This is a genomic window from Burkholderia territorii (assembly GCF_902833055.1).
Classification (GTDB): domain Bacteria; phylum Pseudomonadota; class Gammaproteobacteria; order Burkholderiales; family Burkholderiaceae; genus Burkholderia; species Burkholderia territorii.
This window is the reverse complement of sequence record NZ_CADFEJ010000004.1, coordinates 226,865-247,809: the sequence shown is the minus strand read 5'-3', so window position 1 is coordinate 247,809 and position 20,945 is coordinate 226,865. Positions and strand designations below refer to the sequence as shown.

Here is a 20,945-nt window from a genome sequence, read left to right as displayed (position 1 = left end):
CCCACCCGGGTATCCGCACCGTTTTTTATTGGCGGCCCGGAATCGGGCGATTCGCCGCCGATCGACCGGGCAGGCCGTGCAGCCAATCGGCGCGGAGCTGGCGCTCAGACTGCCGCTTCGTTCTCTTCGCCGGTGCGGATGCGGATCACGCGCTCGACGTCCGACACGAAGATCTTGCCGTCGCCGATCTTGCCCGTGCGTGCCGCGCCGATCACCGCGTCGATCACCTGGTCGACCTGCGCTTCCGCGACGACCACCTCGATCTTCATCTTCGGCAGGAAGTCGACCACGTATTCGGCGCCGCGATACAGCTCGGTGTGCCCTTTCTGGCGACCGAAGCCCTTCACTTCCGTCACGGTCAGGCCCGTGAGGCCCACTTCGGCGAGCGCTTCGCGGACTTCGTCCAGCTTGAACGGCTTGATGATGGCGGTGATGCGTTTCATGATGGTTGTCCCTCAATGCTCGTTTGGATGAAAAATCGCGATCCCGATTGTAAGCCGGCCGGCCGCGTACGGCCCAGCCCGGCTCAGTCGAGACGTTCGGTAAAGCGCGACGTGATCGGATAGCGCCAGTCGCGCCCGAATGCGCGATGCGTGACGCGAATGCCGATCGGCGCCTGGCGGCGCTTGTATTCGTTGATCTTGATGAGCCGCGTCACGCGCGCGACGTCGGCCTCCGCATAGCCGGCCGCGACGATCTCCGCGAGCGGCCGGTCCTCCTCCATGTACATCCGCATGATCGCGTCGAGCACGTCGTACGGCGGCAGGCTGTCCTGGTCCGTCTGGTTCTCGCGCAGCTCGGCCGACGGCGCGCGCGTCAGGATCCGCTCCGGAATCACGTCGCGCGGGCCGTAGTCCGTCGTGGCGTTGCGATAGCGGCACAGCCGGTAGACCTGCGTTTTCGCGATGTCCTTGATCACCGCGAAGCCGCCGGCCATGTCGCCGTACAGCGTGCAGTAGCCGACCGCCATCTCGCTCTTGTTGCCGGTGGTCAGCACGATCGAGCCGAACTTGTTCGACAGCGCCATCAGCAGCGTGCCGCGAATGCGCGCCTGGATGTTCTCCTCCGTCGCGTCCTCCGCGCGGCCCGCGAACTCGCCCGCGAGCGCCGCGCGGAACGCGTCGAACATCGGCGCGATCGCGATCTCGTCGTAGCGCACGCCCACGCGCCGCGCCATCTCGGCCGCGTCGGTCGTCGAGATGTCGGCCGTGTAGCGCGACGGCATCATCACCGCACGCACGCGCTCGGGCCCGAGCGCGTCGCAGGCGACCGCGAGCACCAGCGCCGAATCGACACCGCCCGACAGCCCGATCAGCACGCCGGGAAAGCCGTTCTTGCCGATGTAGTCGCGCACGCCGGTCACGAGCGCGCGATAGACCTGCGCGTCGACCGGCAGCTCCGGCGCGATCGCGCCGGGCAGCGGGCGCGGCCCGTCGAATTCGACGATCGCGTGCCCTTCCTCGAACTGCGGCATCCTCGCGACGAGCGCGCCCTGCGCGTCGAGCACGAACGAGCCGCCATCGAACACGAGCTCGTCCTGGCCGCCGACGAGGTTCACGTACACCATCGGCAGCCCGGTTTCGCGGATCCGCGCGCGCAGGATGTCGATGCGCAGCGCTTCCTTGTTCATGTGATAAGGCGAACCGTTCGGGATCAGCAGCACCTGCGCGCCGGCGGCCTTCGCGATCTGCGCGGCCGACGCATGCCATGCGTCCTCGCAGATGATCACGCCGTACCTGACGCCGTCGAGCTCGAACACGAGAGGCTCGGTATCCGTCGCGAAGTAGCGCTTCTCGTCGAACACGTCGGCGTTCGGCAGGTCCTGCTTGCGGTATGTGCCGACGATCTCGCCGCCGACGATCAGCGACACCGCGTTGTAGGTATCGGTCGGCGGCACGCCGCGCTCGATCGGACGGTTTGCATTACCATCGACGGCTGGCGCATGCGGAGCGCCGCCCGGCGGAACGCCGCCCGGCGGAGCGCCGCTCGCGCTCCGCAACGGATGGCCGACCAGCACCGCGAGCCCGTCGAATGCGCGCAGCGCATCGGCGAGCGTGTCGAGCGCGGCCGCGGCCGCCGTGTAGAACGCGGGGCGCAGCAGCAGGTCTTCCGGCGGGTAGCCGGACAGCGCGAGTTCGGGCGCGATCATCAGGCGCGCACCGTCGTTGTGCGCGGCGCGCGCGGCGGCGACGATCCGCGCAACGTTGCCGGCGAAATCGCCGACGGTGACGTTGATCTGGGCGAGAGCGAGTCGGGTCTTCATGACGGGATCGGCGCGGCATGGCGGCGCGCCCTGAACGGCTGACGAAATCGTCCCGGACGCGGGCCACGGTGGCACGCGTCCGGCGGCATCCAACAGTACGGATTCACGCTTGAAACACGAACGCATCGATTATCGCACGGGCATCCTGTCGTCCCCCGCCGAGGTGCCGGCCGACGAATGGAACGCGCTGCTCGAGCGCGACGCGCAGCCGACGCCGTTCCTGCGCCACGAATTTCTCGACGCGCTGCACGTCGCGCGCTGCGCGGTCGACGAGACCGGCTGGTCGCCGCACTTCGTCACGCTGACCGACGCCGGCACGGGCCGGCTCGCGGCCGCCGCCCCCGTCTACGCGAAACAGCATTCATACGGCGAATACGTGTTCGACTGGGCGTGGGCCGATGCGTATCAGCGCAACGACCTGCCCTATTACCCGAAGCTGCTGTGCGCGGTGCCGTTCACGCCCGTGCAGGGCACGCGCCTGCTCGCCGCCGACGACGACGCTCGCCGCCGGCTCGCGGCCACGCTGCTGGCGTTCGCCGAGCAGAGCGACGTGTCGTCGCTGCACGTGCTGTTTCCCACCGGCGACGAAGCGCGGCTGCTCGAGTCGATGGGCATGATGCTGCGCGAAGGCGTGCAGTTCCACTGGCTCAACGACGGCTACCGCGACTTCGACGACTTCCTCGGCACGCTCGAGCAGAAGAAGCGCAAGAACATCCGCGCCGAGCGGCGCAAGGTGCGCGATGCCGGGGTCACGTTCCGGCGGCTCACCGGCGAGCAGATCACCGACGCCGACTGGCGCTTCTTCACGCGCTGCTATCGGCAGACGTACCGCGAGCACTATTCGAGCCCGTACCTGAACCTCGACTTCTTCCGCACGATCGGCGCGACGATGCCGGAGAACCTGCTGCTCGTGATCGCGCAAGCCGACGGCAAGCCGATCGCGAGCTCGCTCGCCGTCTACCGGCGCGGCGCGAACGGCAATGGCGGCACGCTGTACGGCCGCTACTGGGGCGCGCTCGAACACGTGCCCTGCCTGCATTTCGAAACGGCCTACTATCAGTTGCTCGAGTTCTGCATCGAGGCCGGACTCGACACGTTCGAGGGCGGCGCGCAGGGCGAGCACAAGCTCGCGCGCGGCTTTCTGCCGACCGTCACGCATTCCGCGCACTGGCTCGCGCACCCGGCGTTCTCCGATGCGGTCGCACGCTTTCTCGAACGCGAGACCGAGCATATCCACGCGTACGTCGACGAGCTGCGCGAGCACGATCCGTTCCGGCGCAGCACCGGGTAGCGTCGGCCGGCCGGCGAGCCGCTTCGGCACCGGCCACGGCGATCGGCGGCGTCGGCGCGTGCCATTTCTGAGACACTGACGGCTTCGCATCCCGCCGCCTTCCCATGTCCTGGTTTCTGTATCTGATCGAGTGCGCCGACGACAGCGTCTACACGGGCATCACGACCGACGTCGCAGCGCGCTTCGACGAGCACGCGTCCGGCAAGGGCGCGCGCTATACGCGCTCGCGCAAGCCGCGCGCCGTGCTCGCATCGTTTCCGCTGCCCGACCGGTCGATCGCGTCGCGCGCCGAATACTGGGTGAAGCGGCTCACGGCGGCGCAGAAGCGCGAACTCGCGGCCGGGATCCGGACGCTCGAATCGGTGCTGCCGGCCGGGATGTCGACCGACGGAAACGTCGACGCCGCCGGGCCGCAGGACGGCACCCGCCGAAGGAAAAAGGCGCAGGCGCCGCGCGCCGACAGTGCGACGCGGCCGGCCGAAACGGAACCGGCTCGCGACAAAGCCGCGAAGAGCGAAACGGCCGGAAAAAAGCCCGGGACCGCGAAGCCCCGACGAGGCGCGACGGCGCCGGCGCCGGCGCCGGCAAAGGCCGCGCCCGTCGCCCGGAAGCGTGCGAGGACGGCCGAGGACACCGAAGGAAACAAGACCGCCTCGCGCGGCACGCCGGCAAAACGGGACAAGGCGGCCACGAACGCATCGCCGAAACGCAACGCGCGAGCAACCGGCGGAAAGCCCGCCGCTAACGCGCTCGCCGGCACTGCTTCCACGCCGGCGCGCAGCCGTTCGTCGGCGAGGAAGGTCGTCGCCGAAGTGATCGAAGCCGTCGCGGCGCCCGTCACCCCCGCGCGCCGCGCGACGGCGACAAAACGTGCGAAGACCGCCGCAACCACGGGCAGCCAGCCCGCTCCGGCCCGCAAGAAGACCGTCGCTCGCGCCGCCCCGCGCACAAAACAAAACCGCGCGGCCTCCTGAGGAGACACGCGCGGTTTGCGTTCCGAACGAACCGGCCGCGGGGCCGGCCTGCCGGCTTACTTCTTGTAGTTCGCGGCGCCGTCGGCGATTTCCTTGTGCGCGGCGTCGATGCCGGCCCAGCCTTCGACCTTCACCCACTTGCCCTTCTCGAGCGCCTTGTATTGCTCGAAGAAGTGCTTGATCTGGTCCTTCAGGTATTCGGGCACGTCGTCGATCGACTTCAGGTTCGCCGTCATCGGGCAGACCTTGTCGTGCGGCACGGCGACGAGCTTCGCGTCGACGCCCGACTCGTCGGTCATCTGCAGCATGCCGAGCACGCGCGAACGCACGATCGAGCCGGCCAGCAGCGGGAACGGCGTGATCACCAGCACGTCGACCGGATCGCCGTCGCCCGACAGCGTCTGCGGAATGTAGCCGTAGTTGACCGGGTAGCGCATGCCCGTGCCGATGAAGCGGTCGACGACGAGGAGACCCAGCTCCTTGTCCGCCTCGTACTTCACCGGATCGCTTTGCGCGGGGATCTCGATGATCACGTTGAAATCGTGCGGCAGGTCCTTGCCGGCCGGAACATGATTGAAGCTCATAGCGCTCTCTGTTGGTCGATGGAATTCGGGACAGGGCGCCGCGACCGTTGCACCGCCGCGGGCGTCCCCGCAGGGAATGCGCCATTATAGCCAATCGACCGGTGGCGTCCGGATGACGATCGGCGCGATAATCGTTCCGGATCTCGACGCACCGAACCGCGCGCGGCGTCAGCGCGGCCGGCATCCGGCCGATGCGCGAAGCATGGGAGCAGGCATGGAAGAAGCGAAGCACTTCATCGCGGGCGAATGGACGTTACCCGCGCAACTGGAGACGATTCCGGTCATCGACCCGTCCGACGGCCAGCCGTTCGCGACGATCGCACGCGGCACCGCGCCCGACATCGAGCGCGCGGTCGCCGCGGCCCGCGACGCGTTCGCGGGCCCGTGGGGCGCGGCGAGCGCGGCCGAGCGCGGCCGTGTGCTGATGCGGCTGTCCGCGCGCGTCGCCGACCACCTCGAGGAACTCGCCGCGATCGAGGCGCGCGACACCGGCAAGCCGCTGAAGCAGGCGCGTGCCGACGCGGCCGCGCTCGCGCGCTACTTCGAGTTCTACGCGGGCGCCGCCGACAAGCTGCATGGCGAAACCCTGCCCTATCAGGCCGGCTACACGGTGCTGACGGTGCGCGAGCCGCACGGCGTCACCGGCCACATCGTGCCGTGGAACTACCCGATGCAGATCTTCGGGCGCAGCGTCGGCGCGGCGCTCGCGGCCGGCAACGCGTGCGTCGTGAAGCCGGCCGAGGATGCGTGCCTGTCGTTGCTGCGCGTGGCCGAGCTGGCCGCCGAAGCCGGGCTGCCGGCCGGCGCGCTGAACATCGTCACCGGCTACGGCCATGAAGCGGGCGCCGCGCTCGCGCGCCATCCCGGCATCGACCACATCTCGTTTACCGGCTCGCCGGCGACCGGCAAGCTGGTCACGCAGATGGCCGCCGAGAACCACGTACCCGTCACGCTCGAGCTCGGCGGCAAGTCGCCGCAGATCGTGTTCGCCGATGCCGACCTCGACGCGGCGCTGCCCGTGCTCGTATCGGCGATCGTGCAGAACGGCGGGCAAACCTGCTCGGCCGGCAGCCGCGTGCTGATCGAGCGCGCGGTCTACGAGCCGCTCGTCGAACGCCTCGCCACCGCGTTCAACGGGCTGCGGGTCGGCCCGAGCCGCGCGGATCTCGACTGCGGCCCGCTGATCAATGCGAAGCAGCAGCAGCGGGTGTGGGATTTCCTCTCCGACGCGCAGCACGACGGCATTCCGATGGCCGCGCACGGCCAGGTCGTCGCCGACGCGCCGGAAAGCGGCTTCTACCAGGCGCCCGCGCTGCTGCGCGACGTGCCGCCGTCGCACCGGCTCGCGCAGGAGGAAGTGTTCGGCCCGGTGCTTGCCGCGATGCGTTTCGTCGACGAAGACGAAGCGGTCGCGCTCGCGAACGGCACGCCGTACGGCCTCGTCGCGGGCATCTGGACCCGCGACGGCGCACGCCAGCTGCGTGTCGCGCGCCGCCTGCGCGCGGGCCAGGTATTCATCAACAACTATGGAGCCGGCGGCGGCGTCGAGCTGCCGTTCGGCGGCGTCGGCCACTCGGGGCATGGTCGCGAGAAGGGCTTCGAGGCGCTGTACGGCTTCACCGCGCTGAAGACGATCGCGATCCGGCACGGTTGAACCGGACGAACCGGCCGGCCACGACCGGCCGCGCACCGATACACCACGCATTCTTCCAACACAGGAGACACACCATGCGGCTGAGCGGCAAGACGGCCATCGTCACGGGCGGCGGCTCGGGCTTCGGCGAGGGCATCGCGAAGACCTATGCGCGAGAAGGCGCGAACGTCGTCGTCAACGACCTGAACGGCGCGGCGGCCGAGCGCGTCGCGAGCGAGATCGCGCTGGCGGGCGGCAAGGCGATCGCGGTCGCGGGCGACGTGTCGAAGGAGGCCGACTGGCGCGCGCTGCTGCAAGCCGCGCTCGACGATTTCCATTCGGTGCAGATCGTCGTGAACAACGCCGGCACCACGCACCGCAACAAGCCGGTGCTCGACGTGACGGAAGCCGAGTTCGATCGCGTGTATGCCGTGAACATGAAGAGCCTGTTCTGGAGCGTGCAGACCTTCGTGCCGTATTTCCGCGCGCAGGGCGGCGGCGTGTTCGTGAACGTCGCGTCGACGGCCGGCGTGCGGCCGCGCCCGGGCCTCGTCTGGTACAACAGCACGAAGGGCGCGATGATCACCGCGAGCAAGTCGCTCGCGGCCGAGCTCGGCGCCGACCGGATCCGCGTGAACTGCATCAACCCGGTGCTCGGCGAGACGGGCCTGATGACCGAGTTCATGGGTTGCGAGGACACGCCGGAGAATCGCCGCCGGTTCCTCGCGACGATTCCGCTCGGCCGCTTCTCGACGCCGCAGGACATCGCGAACGCGGCCCTGTACCTCGCGTCCGACGAAGCCGAGTTCATCACCGGCGTCTGCCTCGAAGTGGACGGCGGGCGGTGCATCTAGCCGCACCGCCTCGATTGCGCCGCGCCGGTATCGCCGGCCGGCGCCGCATCCGCGCATCAGCACTGCCCCGCATGGCCGGAAATCGGGCGCCCCCGCGCCTGGCCGGCCACGACAAGAATGAACAGGAGACAACATGGCAACATCGACGCACTCGCTGCCGGGCTCGTCCGGCGCATTCGAGGAAGCAACCTACCGCAAGGTGTCGTGGCGGCTCACGCCGCTCCTGCTGCTGTGCTACGTGGTCGCGTATCTCGACCGCGTGAACGTCGGCTTCGCGAAGCTGCAGATGGCGAGCGACCTGAATCTCAGCGACACGGTCTACGGGCTCGGCGCCGGGATCTTCTTCTTCGGCTACTTCCTGTTCGAAGTACCGAGCAACATCATCCTGCACAAGGTCGGCGCGCGCGTCTGGATCGCGCGCATCATGGCGACGTGGGGCGTGATCTCGATCCTGACGATGTTCGTCACGACGCCCGCGATGTTTTATGTGATGCGCTTTCTGCTCGGCGTCGCCGAAGCCGGCTTCTTCCCTGGCGTGATCCTGTACCTCACGTACTGGTATCCCGCGCACCGGCGCGGCCGGATGACGACGTTCTTCATGACGGCGGTCGCGTTGTCCGGCGTGATCGGCGGGCCGATCTCCGGCTTCATCCTGAAGGCGTTCAACGGCGTGAGCGGCTGGCACGGCTGGCAATGGCTGTTCCTGCTCGAAGGGATCCCGTCGGTGCTGGCCGGCGTGCTCGTATTCTTCGCGCTCGACGACCGGATCGCGAAAGCCAAATGGCTCACCGACGACGAAAAGGCGCTGCTCGCGCGCAACGTCGACGCGGAGGAAGCGACCAAGGAAGACCTGCCGCTCGGCACCGTGATGGCCAGCCCGCGCGTGTGGCTGATGGCGCTCATCTACTTCTCGTTCGTGATGGGACTGTACGGCGTCGGCTTCTGGCTGCCGACGATCATCAAGGCGACCGGCGTGACGGACTCGTTCATGATCGGCCTGCTGTCGGCGGTTCCGTATGCGGCGGCGGTGGTCGCGATGATCCTGATCGCGCGCAGCGCGGACAAGCGGCGCGAACGACGCTGGCACCTCGCGATTCCGGCCGCGTTCGGCGCGCTCGGGCTCGTGCTGTCGGTGATCTGGGCACACGAGACGGCGCTCGCGATGCTCGGCCTGACGCTCGCGACCATGGGCATCCTGACGACGCTGCCGCTGTTCTGGAGCCTGCCGACGGCGTTCCTCGGCGGCGCGGCCGCTGCCGCGGGCATCGCGATGATCAACTCGATCGGCAACCTCGCGGGCTTCCTGAGCCCGTACATGATGGGCTGGCTCAAGCAGGCGACGGGCGCCAACGACGCGGGCATGTACATGCTTGCCGCGTTCCTCGTGCTCGGCGGGCTGCTTGCGCTGTCGGTGCCGAAGCGGCTCGTCGACAGGTGACGCCGCAACGCAATGCATGAAAAAGCCCCGAACCGCCGGTTGGCGTTCGGGGCTTTTTTGCGCGCGCCGGGCAGGCGCCGTCGCGTCAGACCACGGTGATCGCGAGCGCGCTTTCGCGGTAGTGCCTGGCCGCCTTGTCGGTTTCGCCGAGATGCTCGAACAGGCGTGCAAGCGCACGGTGCGCACGCACCTTCAGCGCCTCGTTGTCGGCCTGCTTGAGCGCTGCCTCGAGGAACGACTGCGCCTTGCCCCACAGCTGCTGCTGCTGACAGAGACGCCCGAGCGCGAACAGCAGGTCGGCATCCTCGGGGTGATCCTTCTTCCACCCTTCGGCCTTCTGGATCAGCGGCAACGCATCGCCGCCGGCCGTGTCCGGATAGCGGCGCAGCAGGCGCGCATCCCAGTTGTGCGCGAGCGCTTCCTCGACGATGCGGCGAGCTTCGGTGCGACGCTCGAGCGTCACCAGCAGGTCGGCCGCCAGATCGGCCAGGCGCGGCGACTGGCGCTCGAGCGGCGACAGCGACTGCCACACCTCGAGCAGCGCATCCGGATCGTGCCGGCGTTCACGCAGCAGATTTTCCGCCGCCTGCTGGCGCAAGCGCACGGCCGCGGCCGGATGCAGCGCCTCGCGCTTCTCGAGCGCCTTCGCGAGCTTCAGCACCTCGGCCCAGTTCTTCAACTGCTGCTGCGCGCGCAGCGCGACCTGCTGCGCATGGATGCGCTTGCCGCCCGCCTGCAGGTCCGCCAGCGCGGCGAGCGCACCTTCGGCATCGCGCGCATCCGCGCGCATGTCGGCCGCGGCGAGCAGCCGTGCGTCCTGCCACTCCGGCGCGTCGACCTTCGACAGCCAGTCGTCGCGGCGTGCGTACTCGTGCATCCGATGCGCGGCGGTCGCCGCGACGAGACTCGCGGCGCCCTGGTTCGCATCGACCGCGAGTGCGTCGCGCGCGGCCTTCTCGGCACGCGAGAAGCGGCCCGCGTACAGGTTCGCGATCGCATCGCGCAGCGACGCCTGCGCCTTCTCGTTGCGCGAACGCGCGCGATACGCGGCGACCCGCTGCGGCATGCGCCAGATGTTGCGCACGATGCGCAGCAGCGCGTACACGACGATGAACAGCACGACGATGGAGATCACGAACAGGTTCAGCGACACGTCGACCCGGTACGGCGGATAGACGAGCAGCACCTGCCCCGCGTCGAAACGGCCGACGGTGGCGAGTGCCGCGGCGATCGCGAACAGGATCGCGAGCCAGACGATTCCTCGAAGCGTCATCGTTACCCCCGGCTCTTGAACTGCTGAACGGCGTTCAGGCTCGTATTCAGGTTCGGCACGGCAACCGTCAACGATGCGCCGTCGACCTGCCTGAGCAGATCCTCGACGGTTTGCGTGTCCTTCGATGCCTGATCGAAATACTTGCCGAGCGACGCCTGCGCCGCATGCAGGTCGGCCTTCATCGCGCCGTCGTTGCGCGCGAGCAGCGACAGCCGCGCGGTGAGCAGGCGCAGCTTCACGTTCTCGCGCACGAAGTAGCCTTGATCGGGCGATGCGAGCATGGCGTCGGCGTTTTCGATCCGGCGCACCTGCACGAGGCCCTTCAGTTGCTGGCCGAGCCCGGCCGAGAAGTCATGCCACCAGACCTTCCAGCGCGGCTCGCCGGCCGTGGCCGCGGCCGACGACGCCGCGTCGGCCGGCGCGGCCTTCGGCGCCGCGTGCGGGACCATCGCCTCGCCCGACAGCGGCAGCGCGTCGATCTTCGCGATCGCGTCGTCGAGCTTGATCGCGAGGCCCGTGAGGTCGGCCGACGGTGCGGCCTTCAGCTTCTCGATGTCCTGCGCGAGCGCCTTGCGCACCGTCACGGCCTGCGCGCTCTGCGACGTCGCGAGACGCGCGTCGGCGTTCTGCAGTGCGATCAGCGCGAGTTGCGTGTTGCCGGTCAGCTGCAGTTGCTGGCTCGCGCTCGACAACATCTGGTCGACTTCCTCGAGCATCCACGCGTCGCGATTGCGCGACAGGTCCTGGTATTGCTGCTGCAGCGCCTGCTGCGCGCTCTGCGCGTCGGCGAGCTTGCCGTCGAGCTGCGCGAGCTGCGTGTCGACCTGATGCGCGCTCGCGAGCGCCTGCTCGGTCTTCGTGCGGGTCTCGGCCGTCTGCGCATCGAGCGCCTTCTGGCGTGCGACGAACGAATCGTCGAGCCGGTCGATCTTGCGATTCAGCGCATACCCGCCGACGCCCGCCGCGCAGCCGAGCACGACGACGACGAACCACAGCGCCGCGCTGCCGCCGCGGCGCGCTTGCGGTTCCGGCGCGAGATAAGGAGGACTGGACGGCGGTGCGGATGCAGCGGCCGGCTGGGAAGCGACGCCTTTGGAATCGTTGGTATCTGTCATGCGTTTAGTCACCGGTGCGGCTGTCGCCGGTTGGACGGCCTCTTCGGCCATCGTTCGAAACGCGCGGACGATGCGCTCATCGCCCGCGCCGGTCAGCGTAATCCTATCAAAACCCAGTGCGCGCGCGGTCTGCTCGATGCGCGGATGCGGCGTCACGAGCCGCGCGTGCTTCAGCGCGTCGATCTCGGCGTCGTTCAGATGCGTGCGCGCGAGTTCGTGCAGATTGCGCACGCCCTCCGAGCTCGTGACGAGCCAAGCGTGCGGTGCGCCGGCGAGCAGCGCATGCACGCGCTCCCACGCGCCGATGCGCGGCTCGGGCACGACGCGCCGGTACGCGGCGACGAGCGTGACCTCCGCGCCGGCTTCGCGCAGCCGCTCGGCGAGCCACTCGCGGCCGCCGTCGCCGCGCACGATCAGCACGTACTGGCCGGCGAGCGCATGCGCGCCGCCGAACGCGGTCTCGATGCTCGCGAACAGGCCTTCGGAATCGTAATGCGGGACGCCGCCATCGGCCGGCGCCTGCGGCGCGATCACGCGATGCGCGGGCGCCGCGATGCCGTGGCGTTCGAGCGCCGCGATGCTGCCGGGGCCGACGACACCGACCGGCAGCGCATTCGGCCAGATCGCGCCGTAGTGCGACAGCGCGCGGTCGATCGCGTTCGGCGACACGAAGATCACGAGCGCGTAACGCTCGAGCGCCGCGAACGCGGCATCGAGCGGCGCCGGATCGTCGACCGGCGCGATGTCGATCAGCGGGAATTCGAGCACGTCGCAACCGGCGTCGGCCAGCTGGGCCGCAAGCGCGGCCGACTGGCCGTCCGGGCGCGTCAGGACGGCGGTGAACGCGCGCGCGCCGCCCGCCATCAGGCGTCGCCCTTGCCGGCCTGCGAGCCGGCGAGCAGTGCGTTGACGATGTCGCGCGCGCCCTGCGCGTCGAGCTCGTCGGACACCGCGCGGCCGAGCGCGAGCGCATCGGCCACCGTGACGACGGCGCCGCACTCCTGCGCGGTCAGCACGCGCTGTCCGTCGGTCGTCGACACGCGGCCCGTCAGGTACAGCTCGCCCGAGCGCCACACCGCGTGCGCGGCGAGCGGCACCTCGCAACTGCCGCCGAGCGCGCGCGACACGGTGCGCTCGGCCTCGACCGCGAGCGCGGTCCGCAGGTCGTGCAGCGGCGCGAGCCATCCGGCGACATCCGTGCGATGCGCGGCGATTTCGATGCCGAGCGCGCCCTGGCCGGCGGCCGGCGGGCTGTCCTCCACGTCGATCAACGCGCGGATCCGCGCTTCGAGGCCAAGACGCTTCAGGCCCGCGGCCGCGAGAATGATCGCCGCGTAATCGCCGCGATCGAGCTTCGCGAGGCGCGTGTCGAGATTGCCGCGCAGCGGCAGCACGTTCAGGTGCGGATAACGCGCCCGCAGCATCGCCTCGCGGCGCAGGCTCGACGTGCCGACGACCGCGCCGGCCGGCAGCGCGTCGAGCGACGCATAGTCGTTCGACACGAACGCGTCGCGCGGGTCCTCGCGCTCCATGATCGCGGCGAGCGCGAAACCGTCGGGAAGCGCCATCGGCACGTCCTTCAGCGAATGCACGGCCAGGTCGGCGCGGCCGTCGGCGAGCGCGTTCTCCAGCTCCTTGACGAACAGGCCCTTGCCGCCGACCTTCGACAGCGTACGATCGAGAATCTGATCGCCACGGGTCGTCATCCCGAGGATTTTCACGTCACAAGCTGGATATAATTTGCGCAGCGCATCACGCACATGTTCGGCTTGCCACATCGCCAGGCGGCTCTCGCGCGAAGCAATCGTCAGCGTCACGGGCGCTTGTGCCGAAGGGGTCTCGGAATTCATTGCAGGACAATCGAAGGACGGGATTGAAGATCGAACAATGGTAGCACGCACGCCCCAGCCCGCCCGGGCCCGGAGCCTGCGTCCGCCCCGCTTCGGCGGGGGCGGCGACACCAATGTGCGGATGTGCCGCGCGTAGCTGGTTGCTTGACCGCAGTTCCCGTAGTTTCCGCAGTTCCCGCAGTCCCTTTTGACTCGAGCTTTCCCAAGGAAACCCATCGTGAAGTCTTCCGGATCGGCGCGCACGATGCGCCGCAATGCTGCCTTGCCCTCCTCCGACGCCCAGACGGGCTCCATCGCCACCGCCGCGAACGGCCGTGCGAAAACGGCAACGAAACCGAAAGACTCGATACGTCAGACGAAACGCGCGATCAACGACGCCGGCCCGGCCGCCCGCACGGCCGGCGCGGCGAAGCCCGGCGCCCGCACGCGCGAGGACAAGGACGGCCCGCTGTTCGAGGACATCCGCTACCTCGGCCGCCTGCTCGGCGACGTGGTGCGCGAGCAGGAAGGCGACACCGTGTTCGACGTCGTCGAGACCATTCGCCAGACGGCGGTGAAGTTTCGCCGCGAGGACGACAGCGAGGCCGCGCAAACGCTGGAGAAGAAGCTGCGCAAGCTGACGCCGGAGCAGACGGTGAGCGTCGTGCGCGCGTTCAGCTATTTCTCGCATCTGGCGAACATCGCGGAAGACCGCCATCACAACCGCCGCCGCCGCATCCACGCGCTGGCGGGCTCCGCGCCGCAGCCGGGCACCGTCGCCTACGCGCTCGAGCAGCTGAAGACGACCGGCAACGCGTCGAAGCGCGTGCTGCAGCGCTTCTTCGACGATGCGCTGATCGTGCCGGTGCTGACTGCGCACCCGACCGAAGTGCAGCGCAAGAGCATCCTCGACGCGCAGCACGACATCGCTCGCCTGCTCGCCGAGCGCGACCAGCCGCTGACGGCGCGCGAACGCGCGTACAACGAATCGATGCTGCGCGCGCGCGTGACCGCGCTGTGGCAGACCCGCATGCTGCGCGACGCGCGCCTGACGGTCGGCGACGAGATCGAGAACGCGCTGTCTTACTACCGCGCGACGTTCCTCGACGAGCTGCCCGCGCTGTACGGCGACATCGAGGCCGCGCTGGCCGAGCACGGCCTGTCCGCGCGCGTGCCCGCGTTCTTCCAGATGGGCAGCTGGATCGGCGGCGACCGCGACGGCAACCCGAACGTCACCGCCGCGACGCTCGAGGAAGCGATCAACCGCCAGTCCGCGGTGATCCTCGAACACTACCTGGAACAGGTGCACAAGCTCGGTGCCGAGCTGTCGGTGTCGAACCTGCTGGTCGGCGCGAACGACGCGGTGAAAGCGCTGGCGGCCGCGTCGCCCGACCAGTCGCCGCATCGCGTCGACGAACCGTATCGCCGCGCGTTGATCGGCATCTACACACGGCTCGCCGCGAGCGCGCGCGTGCGTCTTGGCGAAGGCACGGTGCCGGTGCGCAGCGCCGGCCGCGGTGCGCCGCCGGTGCGCGCGGTGCCGTACGCCGATTCGGAAGCCTTCGTCGCCGACCTGAAGGTGCTGACCGCGTCGCTCGACGAGCATCACGGCACGTCGCTCGCCGCGCCGCGCCTCGCACCGCTCGTGCGCGCGGCCGAGGTATTCGGCTTCCACCTGGCGAGCATCGACCTGCGCCAGAGCTCCGACATCCACGAAGCCGTGGTCGCGGAACTGTTCGCGCGCGCCGGCGTACATGCGGACTACGCGTCGCTGTCCGAGGACGACAAGCTGATCGCGCTGCTTGCCGCGCTGGCCGATCCGCGCCCGCTGCGCTCGCCGTACATCGAATACTCGGCGCTCGCGCAAAGCGAGCTGGGCGTGTTCGAGAAGGCACGCGAGGTGCGCGCGCAGTTCGGCGCGCGCGCGGTACGCAACTACATCATTTCGCACACCGAGACGGTCAGCGACCTCGTCGAAGTCCTGCTGCTGCAGAAGGAAACCGGGCTGCTCGAAGGCACATTCGGCGCCGCGCACGACGGCGCGCGCAACGGCCTGATGGTGATTCCGCTGTTCGAGACGATCCCCGACCTGCGCGACGCCGCGCGCATCATGCGCGAATACTTCGCACTGCCGGGCATCGACGCGCTGATCGCTCACCAGGGTGCCGAGCAGGAAGTGATGCTCGGTTACTCGGACAGCAACAAGGACGGCGGCTTCCTGACGTCGAACTGGGAGCTGTATCGCGCGGAGCTCGCGCTCGTCGAGCTGTTCCGCGAGCGCAAGATCACGCTGCGGCTGTTCCACGGCCGCGGCGGCACGGTCGGCCGCGGGGGCGGCCCGACCTACCAGGCGATCCTGTCGCAACCGCCGGGCACCGTGAACGGCCAGATCCGGTTGACCGAACAGGGCGAGGTGATCGCGAGCAAATTCGCGAACCCCGAGATCGGCCGGCGCAATCTCGAGACGGTGGTCGCCGCGACGCTCGAGGCGTCGCTGCTGCCGCAATCGAACGCGCCCGCGCAGCTGCCCGCGTTCGAAGCCGCGATGCAGACGCTGTCCGACGCCGCGATGGCGTCGTATCGCGCGCTCGTCTATGAAACGCCCGGCTTCACCGACTACTTCTTCTCGTCGACGCCGATCACCGAGATCGCCGAGCTGAACATCGGCAGCCGCCCGGCCTCGCGCAAGCTGCAGGATCCGAAGAACCGCAGGATCGAAGACCTGCGCGCGATCCCGTGGGGCTTCTCGTGGGGCCAGTGCCGGCTGCTGCTGACGGGCTGGTACGGCTTCGGCAGCGCGGTGAGCGCATATCTCGACGGCGCGAAGGACGCGGCCGAGCGCACCAGGCGCGTCGCGCTGCTCAAGAAGATGAACAAGACCTGGCCGTTCTTCGCGAACCTGCTGTCGAACATGGACATGGTGCTCGCAAAGACCGACCTCGCGGTTGCGTCGCGTTATGCACAGCTGGTCGCCGATCGCAAGCTGCGCAAGCACGTGTTCGAGCGGATCGTCGCGGAATGGGAGCGCACGTCGCAGGCGCTTGCGGAGATCACCGGCCATACCGGCCGCCTCGCGACCAATCCGCTGCTCGCGCGCTCGATCAAGAACCGCTTCCCGTATCTCGATCCGCTGAACCACCTGCAGGTCGAGCTGATCAAGCGTCACCGCGCGGGCGACACGAACGCGCGGCTGCGCCGCGGGATCCACCTGACCATCAACGGGATCGCGGCCGGCCTGCGCAATACGGGCTGATCGGTGCGCGGCGCGGGCCTGCCCGGCGCCGCGCCGGCATCGCGAAACGAGCGCTGCAAAAGGAAAGCCGCGATACGCAATCACGCGTATCGCGGCTTTTTTCATGCAACGGCACGACGGCACCGGCCGCCGTGTCGCGTCAGACGCTCATCGCGCGTCGATCAGCAACGCATCGTGCTCGAAGGATCCGTCCGGCTGCACCGCGTAATAGCCGCGCACCTCGTCGGGCGCATGCGCCCACAGCGCGCGGATACCCGCGACGCTGTCGGCCGGCGTGCGGATCCGCGCGACCCATGTATCGAAATCGATCGGCAGGCGCCAGCGGCTCTGCACCTGCGCGTCGAACCCGGCGCCACGGAACATCGCGAGCCACTCGTCGGCACGGTAGTCACGCACGTGCGACGCGTCGCGCAGCACTTCGGCGGCCTGCAGGTAGGTGTCGAGCAGCGGATGGTCGTTGCCGGCGATATCGATCATCAGCACGCGGCCGCCCGGCTTCAGCACGCGACGCATCTCGGCGAGCGCCGCGCGCACGTCGTGCCAGTGGTGCGCGCTCATTCGGCTGACCACCCAGTCGAACGTGCCGGCGTCGAACGGCAGCCGCTCGGCCGGCCCCTGCTGCGTGCGGATGTTCGCGAGCCCGCGCTCGCGCGCGGCGGCCTCGACGGTCGCGAGCATCGGCGCCGCGAGATCGTATGCGACCACGTCGCGCACGTGCGGCGCGACCGCGAAACTCGCATGGCCCGCGCCGCAGCCGAGATCGAGCACCGCGGCGCCGGGCGTCGCGCGCACGGCGTCGGCCAGCGCCTGCAGATCGGCGCCCGTCGCGTGCACCGTGCTCGTCAGGTAGGCGGCGGCCGTCGTGCCGAATGCGTCGGCGACCTGGTCGTGGTGTTTCATCGTTCACTCCTTCCTTGGGTGGGCGCTTGCTGCCTGTCAGCGCGCGAATCGCTACAATAGAGCCGCGCTTGTACCAGTACAAGTTAAGCAGTTATTCTGGTATTTGTTACACCTGCCTGATCCTTTGTCGCGCCTCGGGCGCCCTTTTCAGCCGTTTCCGCATGAGCCTGCCGTCCCCCGCCCCCACCCCGCCTCTCGACGCGACGCCCGCCCGCGCTCTCGGCGAATTCATCCGCGCGCACCGCGAACGGCTGTCGCCGCAGGCCGTCGGCCTGCCGCCCGGCCCGCGCCGCCGCACGCCGGGGCTGCGGCGCGAGGAAGTCGCGCAGCTGTGCGGCGTCAGTCCGACCTGGTACACATGGATCGAGCAGGGCCGCCCGGTGTCGGCGTCGGCCGATGCGCTCGCGCGGATCGCCGTCGCGCTGCAGTTGTCGAAGGCCGAACGCGCGTACCTGTTCGAACTGGCCGCGCAGCGCGATCCGGCCGAGCCCGACGTCGCGGCCGGCGACCTGCCGCCGACGCTCGCGGCGACCGTCGCCGCGATCGCCACGCCCGCGTACGTGCTCGACCGGCAATGGAACGCGCTCGCCTGGAACGCGCCGGCCGCCGCGCTGTTTACGGGCTGGCTCGACGGCGAGCACGACCGCAACCTGCTGCGCTTTACGTTCATGGCGCCGGCCGCGCGTACGTTGATCGTCGACTGGGAAACCCGCGCGCGCCGGCTCGCGGCCGAATTCCGCGCCGACTCGATTCGCCACCTCGCCGATGCGCCGACGCGTGCGCTGATCGACGCGTTGATGGCGGGCAGCGATGCATTCGCGCAGTATTGGGCGTCGCAGGACGTGTTCGAGCGCGAAGGCGGCCTGCGCGAATTCGACCATCCGGCCGACGGCCGCCTCGTGTACCAGCAGATCACGCTGAAGCCCGCGCACCGCGAGGACCTGAAGCTCGTCGTGCTCGTGCGCGATTGACGCGGCTCAGAAACTGATCGTCGCGGTGATGGTGTCGCTGTAGTTGCCGGGCGCCGGTGTCGCCTGCGCGGGGACGCGGCCGTATATCGTGATCGCCTGCGCGAATCCGCTGCCGGTTCCGGTCGCCATCGTCGTGCCGCCGGTGCCATCGCCCCACGGCTGCGTGAACGCGCTGTCGCGATAGAGCTGATAGCTGACCGAGCCGCCACCGGTGCGCCGCATCGTGCGCGCGGTGACACTGCCGCTGACGCCGCCGTTCAACGCAATCTGGAATGCATCGCCGTTCGTGCATCGCGCACTGATCGATCCGCTCGCGGTCAGCGCCGACGCCAGCACGCCCGACGGCGGAAACGCCACGCCGGTCGCGCTGATGATGCAGTTGTTGATGACGGTGGCCGTGGCGGTAAAACTCATCGTGCCTGCCGTCGACTGCGACGCGCACGGCGTCGGCAGCACGCCCAGCAGCGAAAAGCTGTAGCTGTAGGTGGCCTGGGTGCCGCTGAAGCTTTGCGTATAGACCGTGCTGGCATTGTTCACGGTCGGCACGGTGGGCTGGTTCGCCGCGATGCGGCCGTAGATGGTCACATTCGTACTCGCGGAGGTACCAAGCCCAGGCTTCGTCAACGAGACCGATATCGGCGTCGTGCCGGTGCTGACGGCGCCCCACGGTTGCGAGTAGCCCGTGTCCTGGTACAGGTCGTACTGCATCTGGTTCGCCCCGCTCGTCAGGTAGCGCGGGCTCGTGCCGCCGAGATTCACGCAAACGAGCACACCCGTGTTCAGGCTCAGCGTGTCCCACGTGCAACTCACGACCATCGTGCTGTTCGTCGTATAGGCCTGCTGCGTAATCGGACTGACCTGACCGAAGCTCGGCACCGGCGGCGTCACCGAACACGTGTCGGCGCGGGCCGGCATCCACGGCATGCCGAGCAGTGCCGCCAGCAACAGGCATGACAGCGCCCGCATCCACCAGCGTGCCACGTCGAATCCGTCATCCGTCATGCATTCCCCCGAAAAGGCTTGTCCGCCCGGCCCGGTTTTCAGCGCGGGCAGCGCTCTCATCGTATCCATCCGCGCACCAATCGTTCGCACTGTTATTTGATCCATGTCAAATCGACAGATGGCAATCCAGACGGAACCCCGGACAATGCTCGCCGGGTGCGCGTTTTCTCCATTGCGCGCGACCAAATCCGTGGAGTAGTCTTCCAACAACGACAGAGCGGTTACGGCGACCGGCGACAGACCACGCGGCAGGCACTCCGCGGCCGGGCGTCTCCAATAAACGGCAGGAGATAACCATAATGAACACTTCCCGGCGTCGTCTACTTTCAGCAACCCTCGCAGCCACGCTGGCATTCGCGCCCGCGCTGCAGCCCGTCACCGTTGCCGCAGTTTATTCGAACGGCAACGCCACTGCCCAGTTCAACGTCACGCTCACGATCCAGGCGAACTGCGCGATCGCCGCGAACCCGCTGGCCTTCGGCACGTCCGGCGTGCTTGCGTCCTCGCTCAACCAGCAGACCACGGTCTCCGTCACCTGCTCGAACTCCACGCCGTACAACGTCGGGCTCGACGCCGGCTCGGTGAGCGGCTCGACGGTCGCCAGCCGGTTGATGGGCGGCACGACGACCGGCAATACCGCCACGACGGTCGGCTACCAGCTCTACCAGGACTCGGGCCACACGACGATCTGGGGCAACACGCAAGGCACCGACACGGTCGGCGGCACCGGCACCGGTTCCGCGCAAGTGCTGAACGTGTACGGCCAGGTACCTGCGCAAGCCACGCCGAAGCCCGACACCTACCAGGCCACCGTCACCGCAACCGTGTACTTCTGACGCGCCGTGGCCTCGATTCCGCGCGCGCTGGCCGCGCTGTGCGTCGCGTCGGCGTCCGCGGCCGCATGCGCGGCCACGCTGCAGATCACACCCGTGACGATCGAGCTGCCGCCGTCGGCGGCGGCCGCGACCATGACGCTCAGCAATCCGGGCGGGCAGCCGATCTATGGCCAGGTTCGCGCCTATCGCTGGACGCAGGAAAACGGCGACGACGTGATGACGCCGACCGATGCGCTCGCCGCCTCGCCGCCGTTGCTGCAGATCGGCGCGAGCGCCGAGCAGTTGATCCGGCTCGTGCGCACGGCGCGAGGCGCGCCCGTCGCCGAGGAAAGCTATCGCGTGCTGATCGACGAACTGCCCGCGCCCGGGACGCCGGTCGAGAACGGCATCACGATCCGGCTGCGCTATTCCGTGCCCGTTTTCGTCGAGCCCGCCGGCACACCGCAGACGCCGCGCCTTGAATGGCGTGTCGAGCGCGACGGATCCGGCACGCGGCTCGCGGTCGAGAACCGCGGCGGGCGGCGCGCGCAGATTTCCGCGGTGAGTCTCGTCGACGCGCACGGCGCCGTGCACGACATCACGCGCGGCCTGCTCGGCTACGCGCTCGCGGGCAGCACGCGGCGCTGGCCGCTCAAGCTGGATGCGGGCGCGGCCGGGTTCGTCAGGATCCAGGCGACCGTGAACGCGCAACCGGTCGAAGCGCGGCTGGCACCGCCCTGATCCGTGCCG

General features: G+C 69.1%; 17 protein-coding genes. 9 read left to right on the top strand and 8 right to left on the bottom strand.

Going from position 1 to position 20,945, the window contains the following annotated elements; all coding sequences use genetic code 11:
* Positions 1 to 104: 104 nt before the first annotated feature.
* Positions 105 to 443, bottom strand: coding sequence for a P-II family nitrogen regulator (locus tag HW466_RS10925; protein ID WP_006398637.1), 339 nt, complete (start codon positions 441 to 443; stop codon positions 105 to 107).
* A gap of 83 nt (positions 444 to 526) precedes the next feature.
* Positions 527 to 2,263: an NAD+ synthase gene (locus tag HW466_RS10920; protein WP_059945353.1), complete on the bottom strand. Its 1,737-nt coding sequence runs from the start codon at positions 2,261 to 2,263 to the stop codon at positions 527 to 529.
* Positions 2,264 to 2,372: 109 nt separating this feature from the next.
* Here HW466_RS10920 and HW466_RS10915 point away from each other — a divergent pair, with 109 nt between their 5' ends.
* Both HW466_RS10915 and HW466_RS10910 read left to right on the top strand, forming a co-directional pair.
* A complete protein-coding gene (locus HW466_RS10915) occupies positions 2,373 to 3,554 on the top strand; it encodes a GNAT family N-acetyltransferase (protein WP_059451018.1) in 1,182 nt (393 codons plus the stop codon).
* Positions 3,555 to 3,658: 104 nt separating this feature from the next.
* Positions 3,659 to 4,528, top strand: a complete 870-nt coding sequence (locus HW466_RS10910) for a GIY-YIG nuclease family protein (RefSeq protein WP_174905710.1) — start codon at positions 3,659 to 3,661, stop codon at positions 4,526 to 4,528.
* A 56-nt stretch (positions 4,529 to 4,584) separates the two neighbouring features.
* Here the strand turns inward: HW466_RS10910 and ppa are convergent, their stop codons facing one another.
* The gene (gene ppa / locus HW466_RS10905) at positions 4,585 to 5,112 is read right to left on the bottom strand and encodes an inorganic diphosphatase (protein WP_011885693.1); all 528 of its coding nucleotides are present in this window, start codon (positions 5,110 to 5,112) and stop codon (positions 4,585 to 4,587) included.
* Between the two features lie 214 nt (positions 5,113 to 5,326).
* On the opposite strand from ppa, the gene HW466_RS10900 reads away from it, so the two are divergent.
* From HW466_RS10900 to HW466_RS10890, 3 genes are all read left to right on the top strand, one after another.
* Positions 5,327 to 6,766: an aldehyde dehydrogenase family protein gene (locus tag HW466_RS10900; protein WP_059451042.1), complete on the top strand. Its 1,440-nt coding sequence runs from the start codon at positions 5,327 to 5,329 to the stop codon at positions 6,764 to 6,766.
* 74 nt (positions 6,767 to 6,840) lie between these two features.
* Positions 6,841 to 7,599, top strand: coding sequence for an SDR family oxidoreductase (locus HW466_RS10895; protein WP_060260353.1), 759 nt, complete (start codon positions 6,841 to 6,843; stop codon positions 7,597 to 7,599).
* A 133-nt stretch (positions 7,600 to 7,732) separates the two neighbouring features.
* Entirely contained in the window at positions 7,733 to 9,037 is a 1,305-nt protein-coding gene (locus tag HW466_RS10890; RefSeq protein ID WP_059451015.1) for an MFS transporter, read from the top strand.
* A gap of 85 nt (positions 9,038 to 9,122) precedes the next feature.
* Here the strand turns inward: HW466_RS10890 and HW466_RS10885 are convergent, their stop codons facing one another.
* The 3 genes from HW466_RS10885 to hemC are packed head-to-tail and all read right to left on the bottom strand — an operon-like array spanning position 9,123 to position 13,275.
* The gene (locus tag HW466_RS10885) at positions 9,123 to 10,310 is read right to left on the bottom strand and encodes a heme biosynthesis protein HemY (protein WP_059451014.1); all 1,188 of its coding nucleotides are present in this window, start codon (positions 10,308 to 10,310) and stop codon (positions 9,123 to 9,125) included.
* 2 nt (positions 10,311 to 10,312) lie between these two features.
* Complete coding sequence (gene hemDX / locus HW466_RS10880; RefSeq protein WP_174905709.1) at positions 10,313 to 12,289, bottom strand: fused uroporphyrinogen-III synthase HemD/membrane protein HemX; 1,977 nt, start codon at positions 12,287 to 12,289, stop codon at positions 10,313 to 10,315.
* A complete protein-coding gene (hemC, locus tag HW466_RS10875) occupies positions 12,289 to 13,275 on the bottom strand; it encodes a hydroxymethylbilane synthase (protein WP_059508206.1) in 987 nt (328 codons plus the stop codon). Before hemC ends, hemDX begins: the two co-directional genes overlap by 1 nt.
* A 217-nt stretch (positions 13,276 to 13,492) precedes the next feature.
* Between hemC and ppc the strand changes: the two genes are divergently transcribed.
* Positions 13,493 to 16,507: a phosphoenolpyruvate carboxylase gene (gene ppc / locus HW466_RS10870; RefSeq protein WP_174905708.1), complete on the top strand. Its 3,015-nt coding sequence runs from the start codon at positions 13,493 to 13,495 to the stop codon at positions 16,505 to 16,507.
* Between the two features lie 147 nt (positions 16,508 to 16,654).
* Here the strand turns inward: ppc and HW466_RS10865 are convergent, their stop codons facing one another.
* The gene (locus HW466_RS10865) at positions 16,655 to 17,407 is read right to left on the bottom strand and encodes a class I SAM-dependent methyltransferase (RefSeq protein WP_174905707.1); all 753 of its coding nucleotides are present in this window, start codon (positions 17,405 to 17,407) and stop codon (positions 16,655 to 16,657) included.
* Between the two features lie 161 nt (positions 17,408 to 17,568).
* Between HW466_RS10865 and HW466_RS10860 the strand changes: the two genes are divergently transcribed.
* Positions 17,569 to 18,378: a helix-turn-helix transcriptional regulator gene (locus HW466_RS10860; RefSeq protein ID WP_059451009.1), complete on the top strand. Its 810-nt coding sequence runs from the start codon at positions 17,569 to 17,571 to the stop codon at positions 18,376 to 18,378.
* Positions 18,379 to 18,384: 6 nt separating this feature from the next.
* Here the strand turns inward: HW466_RS10860 and HW466_RS10855 are convergent, their stop codons facing one another.
* Positions 18,385 to 19,380: a Csu type fimbrial protein gene (locus HW466_RS10855; protein WP_151006607.1), complete on the bottom strand. Its 996-nt coding sequence runs from the start codon at positions 19,378 to 19,380 to the stop codon at positions 18,385 to 18,387.
* 299 nt (positions 19,381 to 19,679) lie between these two features.
* Between HW466_RS10855 and HW466_RS10850 the strand changes: the two genes are divergently transcribed.
* Both HW466_RS10850 and HW466_RS10845 read left to right on the top strand, forming a co-directional pair.
* Positions 19,680 to 20,216 carry a Csu type fimbrial protein gene (locus HW466_RS10850; protein WP_059508201.1) on the top strand — a complete coding sequence of 179 codons (537 nt, stop codon included), beginning with the start codon at positions 19,680 to 19,682 and terminating at the stop codon, positions 20,214 to 20,216.
* Between the two features lie 6 nt (positions 20,217 to 20,222).
* Positions 20,223 to 20,936, top strand: coding sequence for a fimbrial biogenesis chaperone (locus HW466_RS10845; protein ID WP_151006605.1), 714 nt, complete (start codon positions 20,223 to 20,225; stop codon positions 20,934 to 20,936).
* Positions 20,937 to 20,945: the final 9 nt, after the last annotated feature.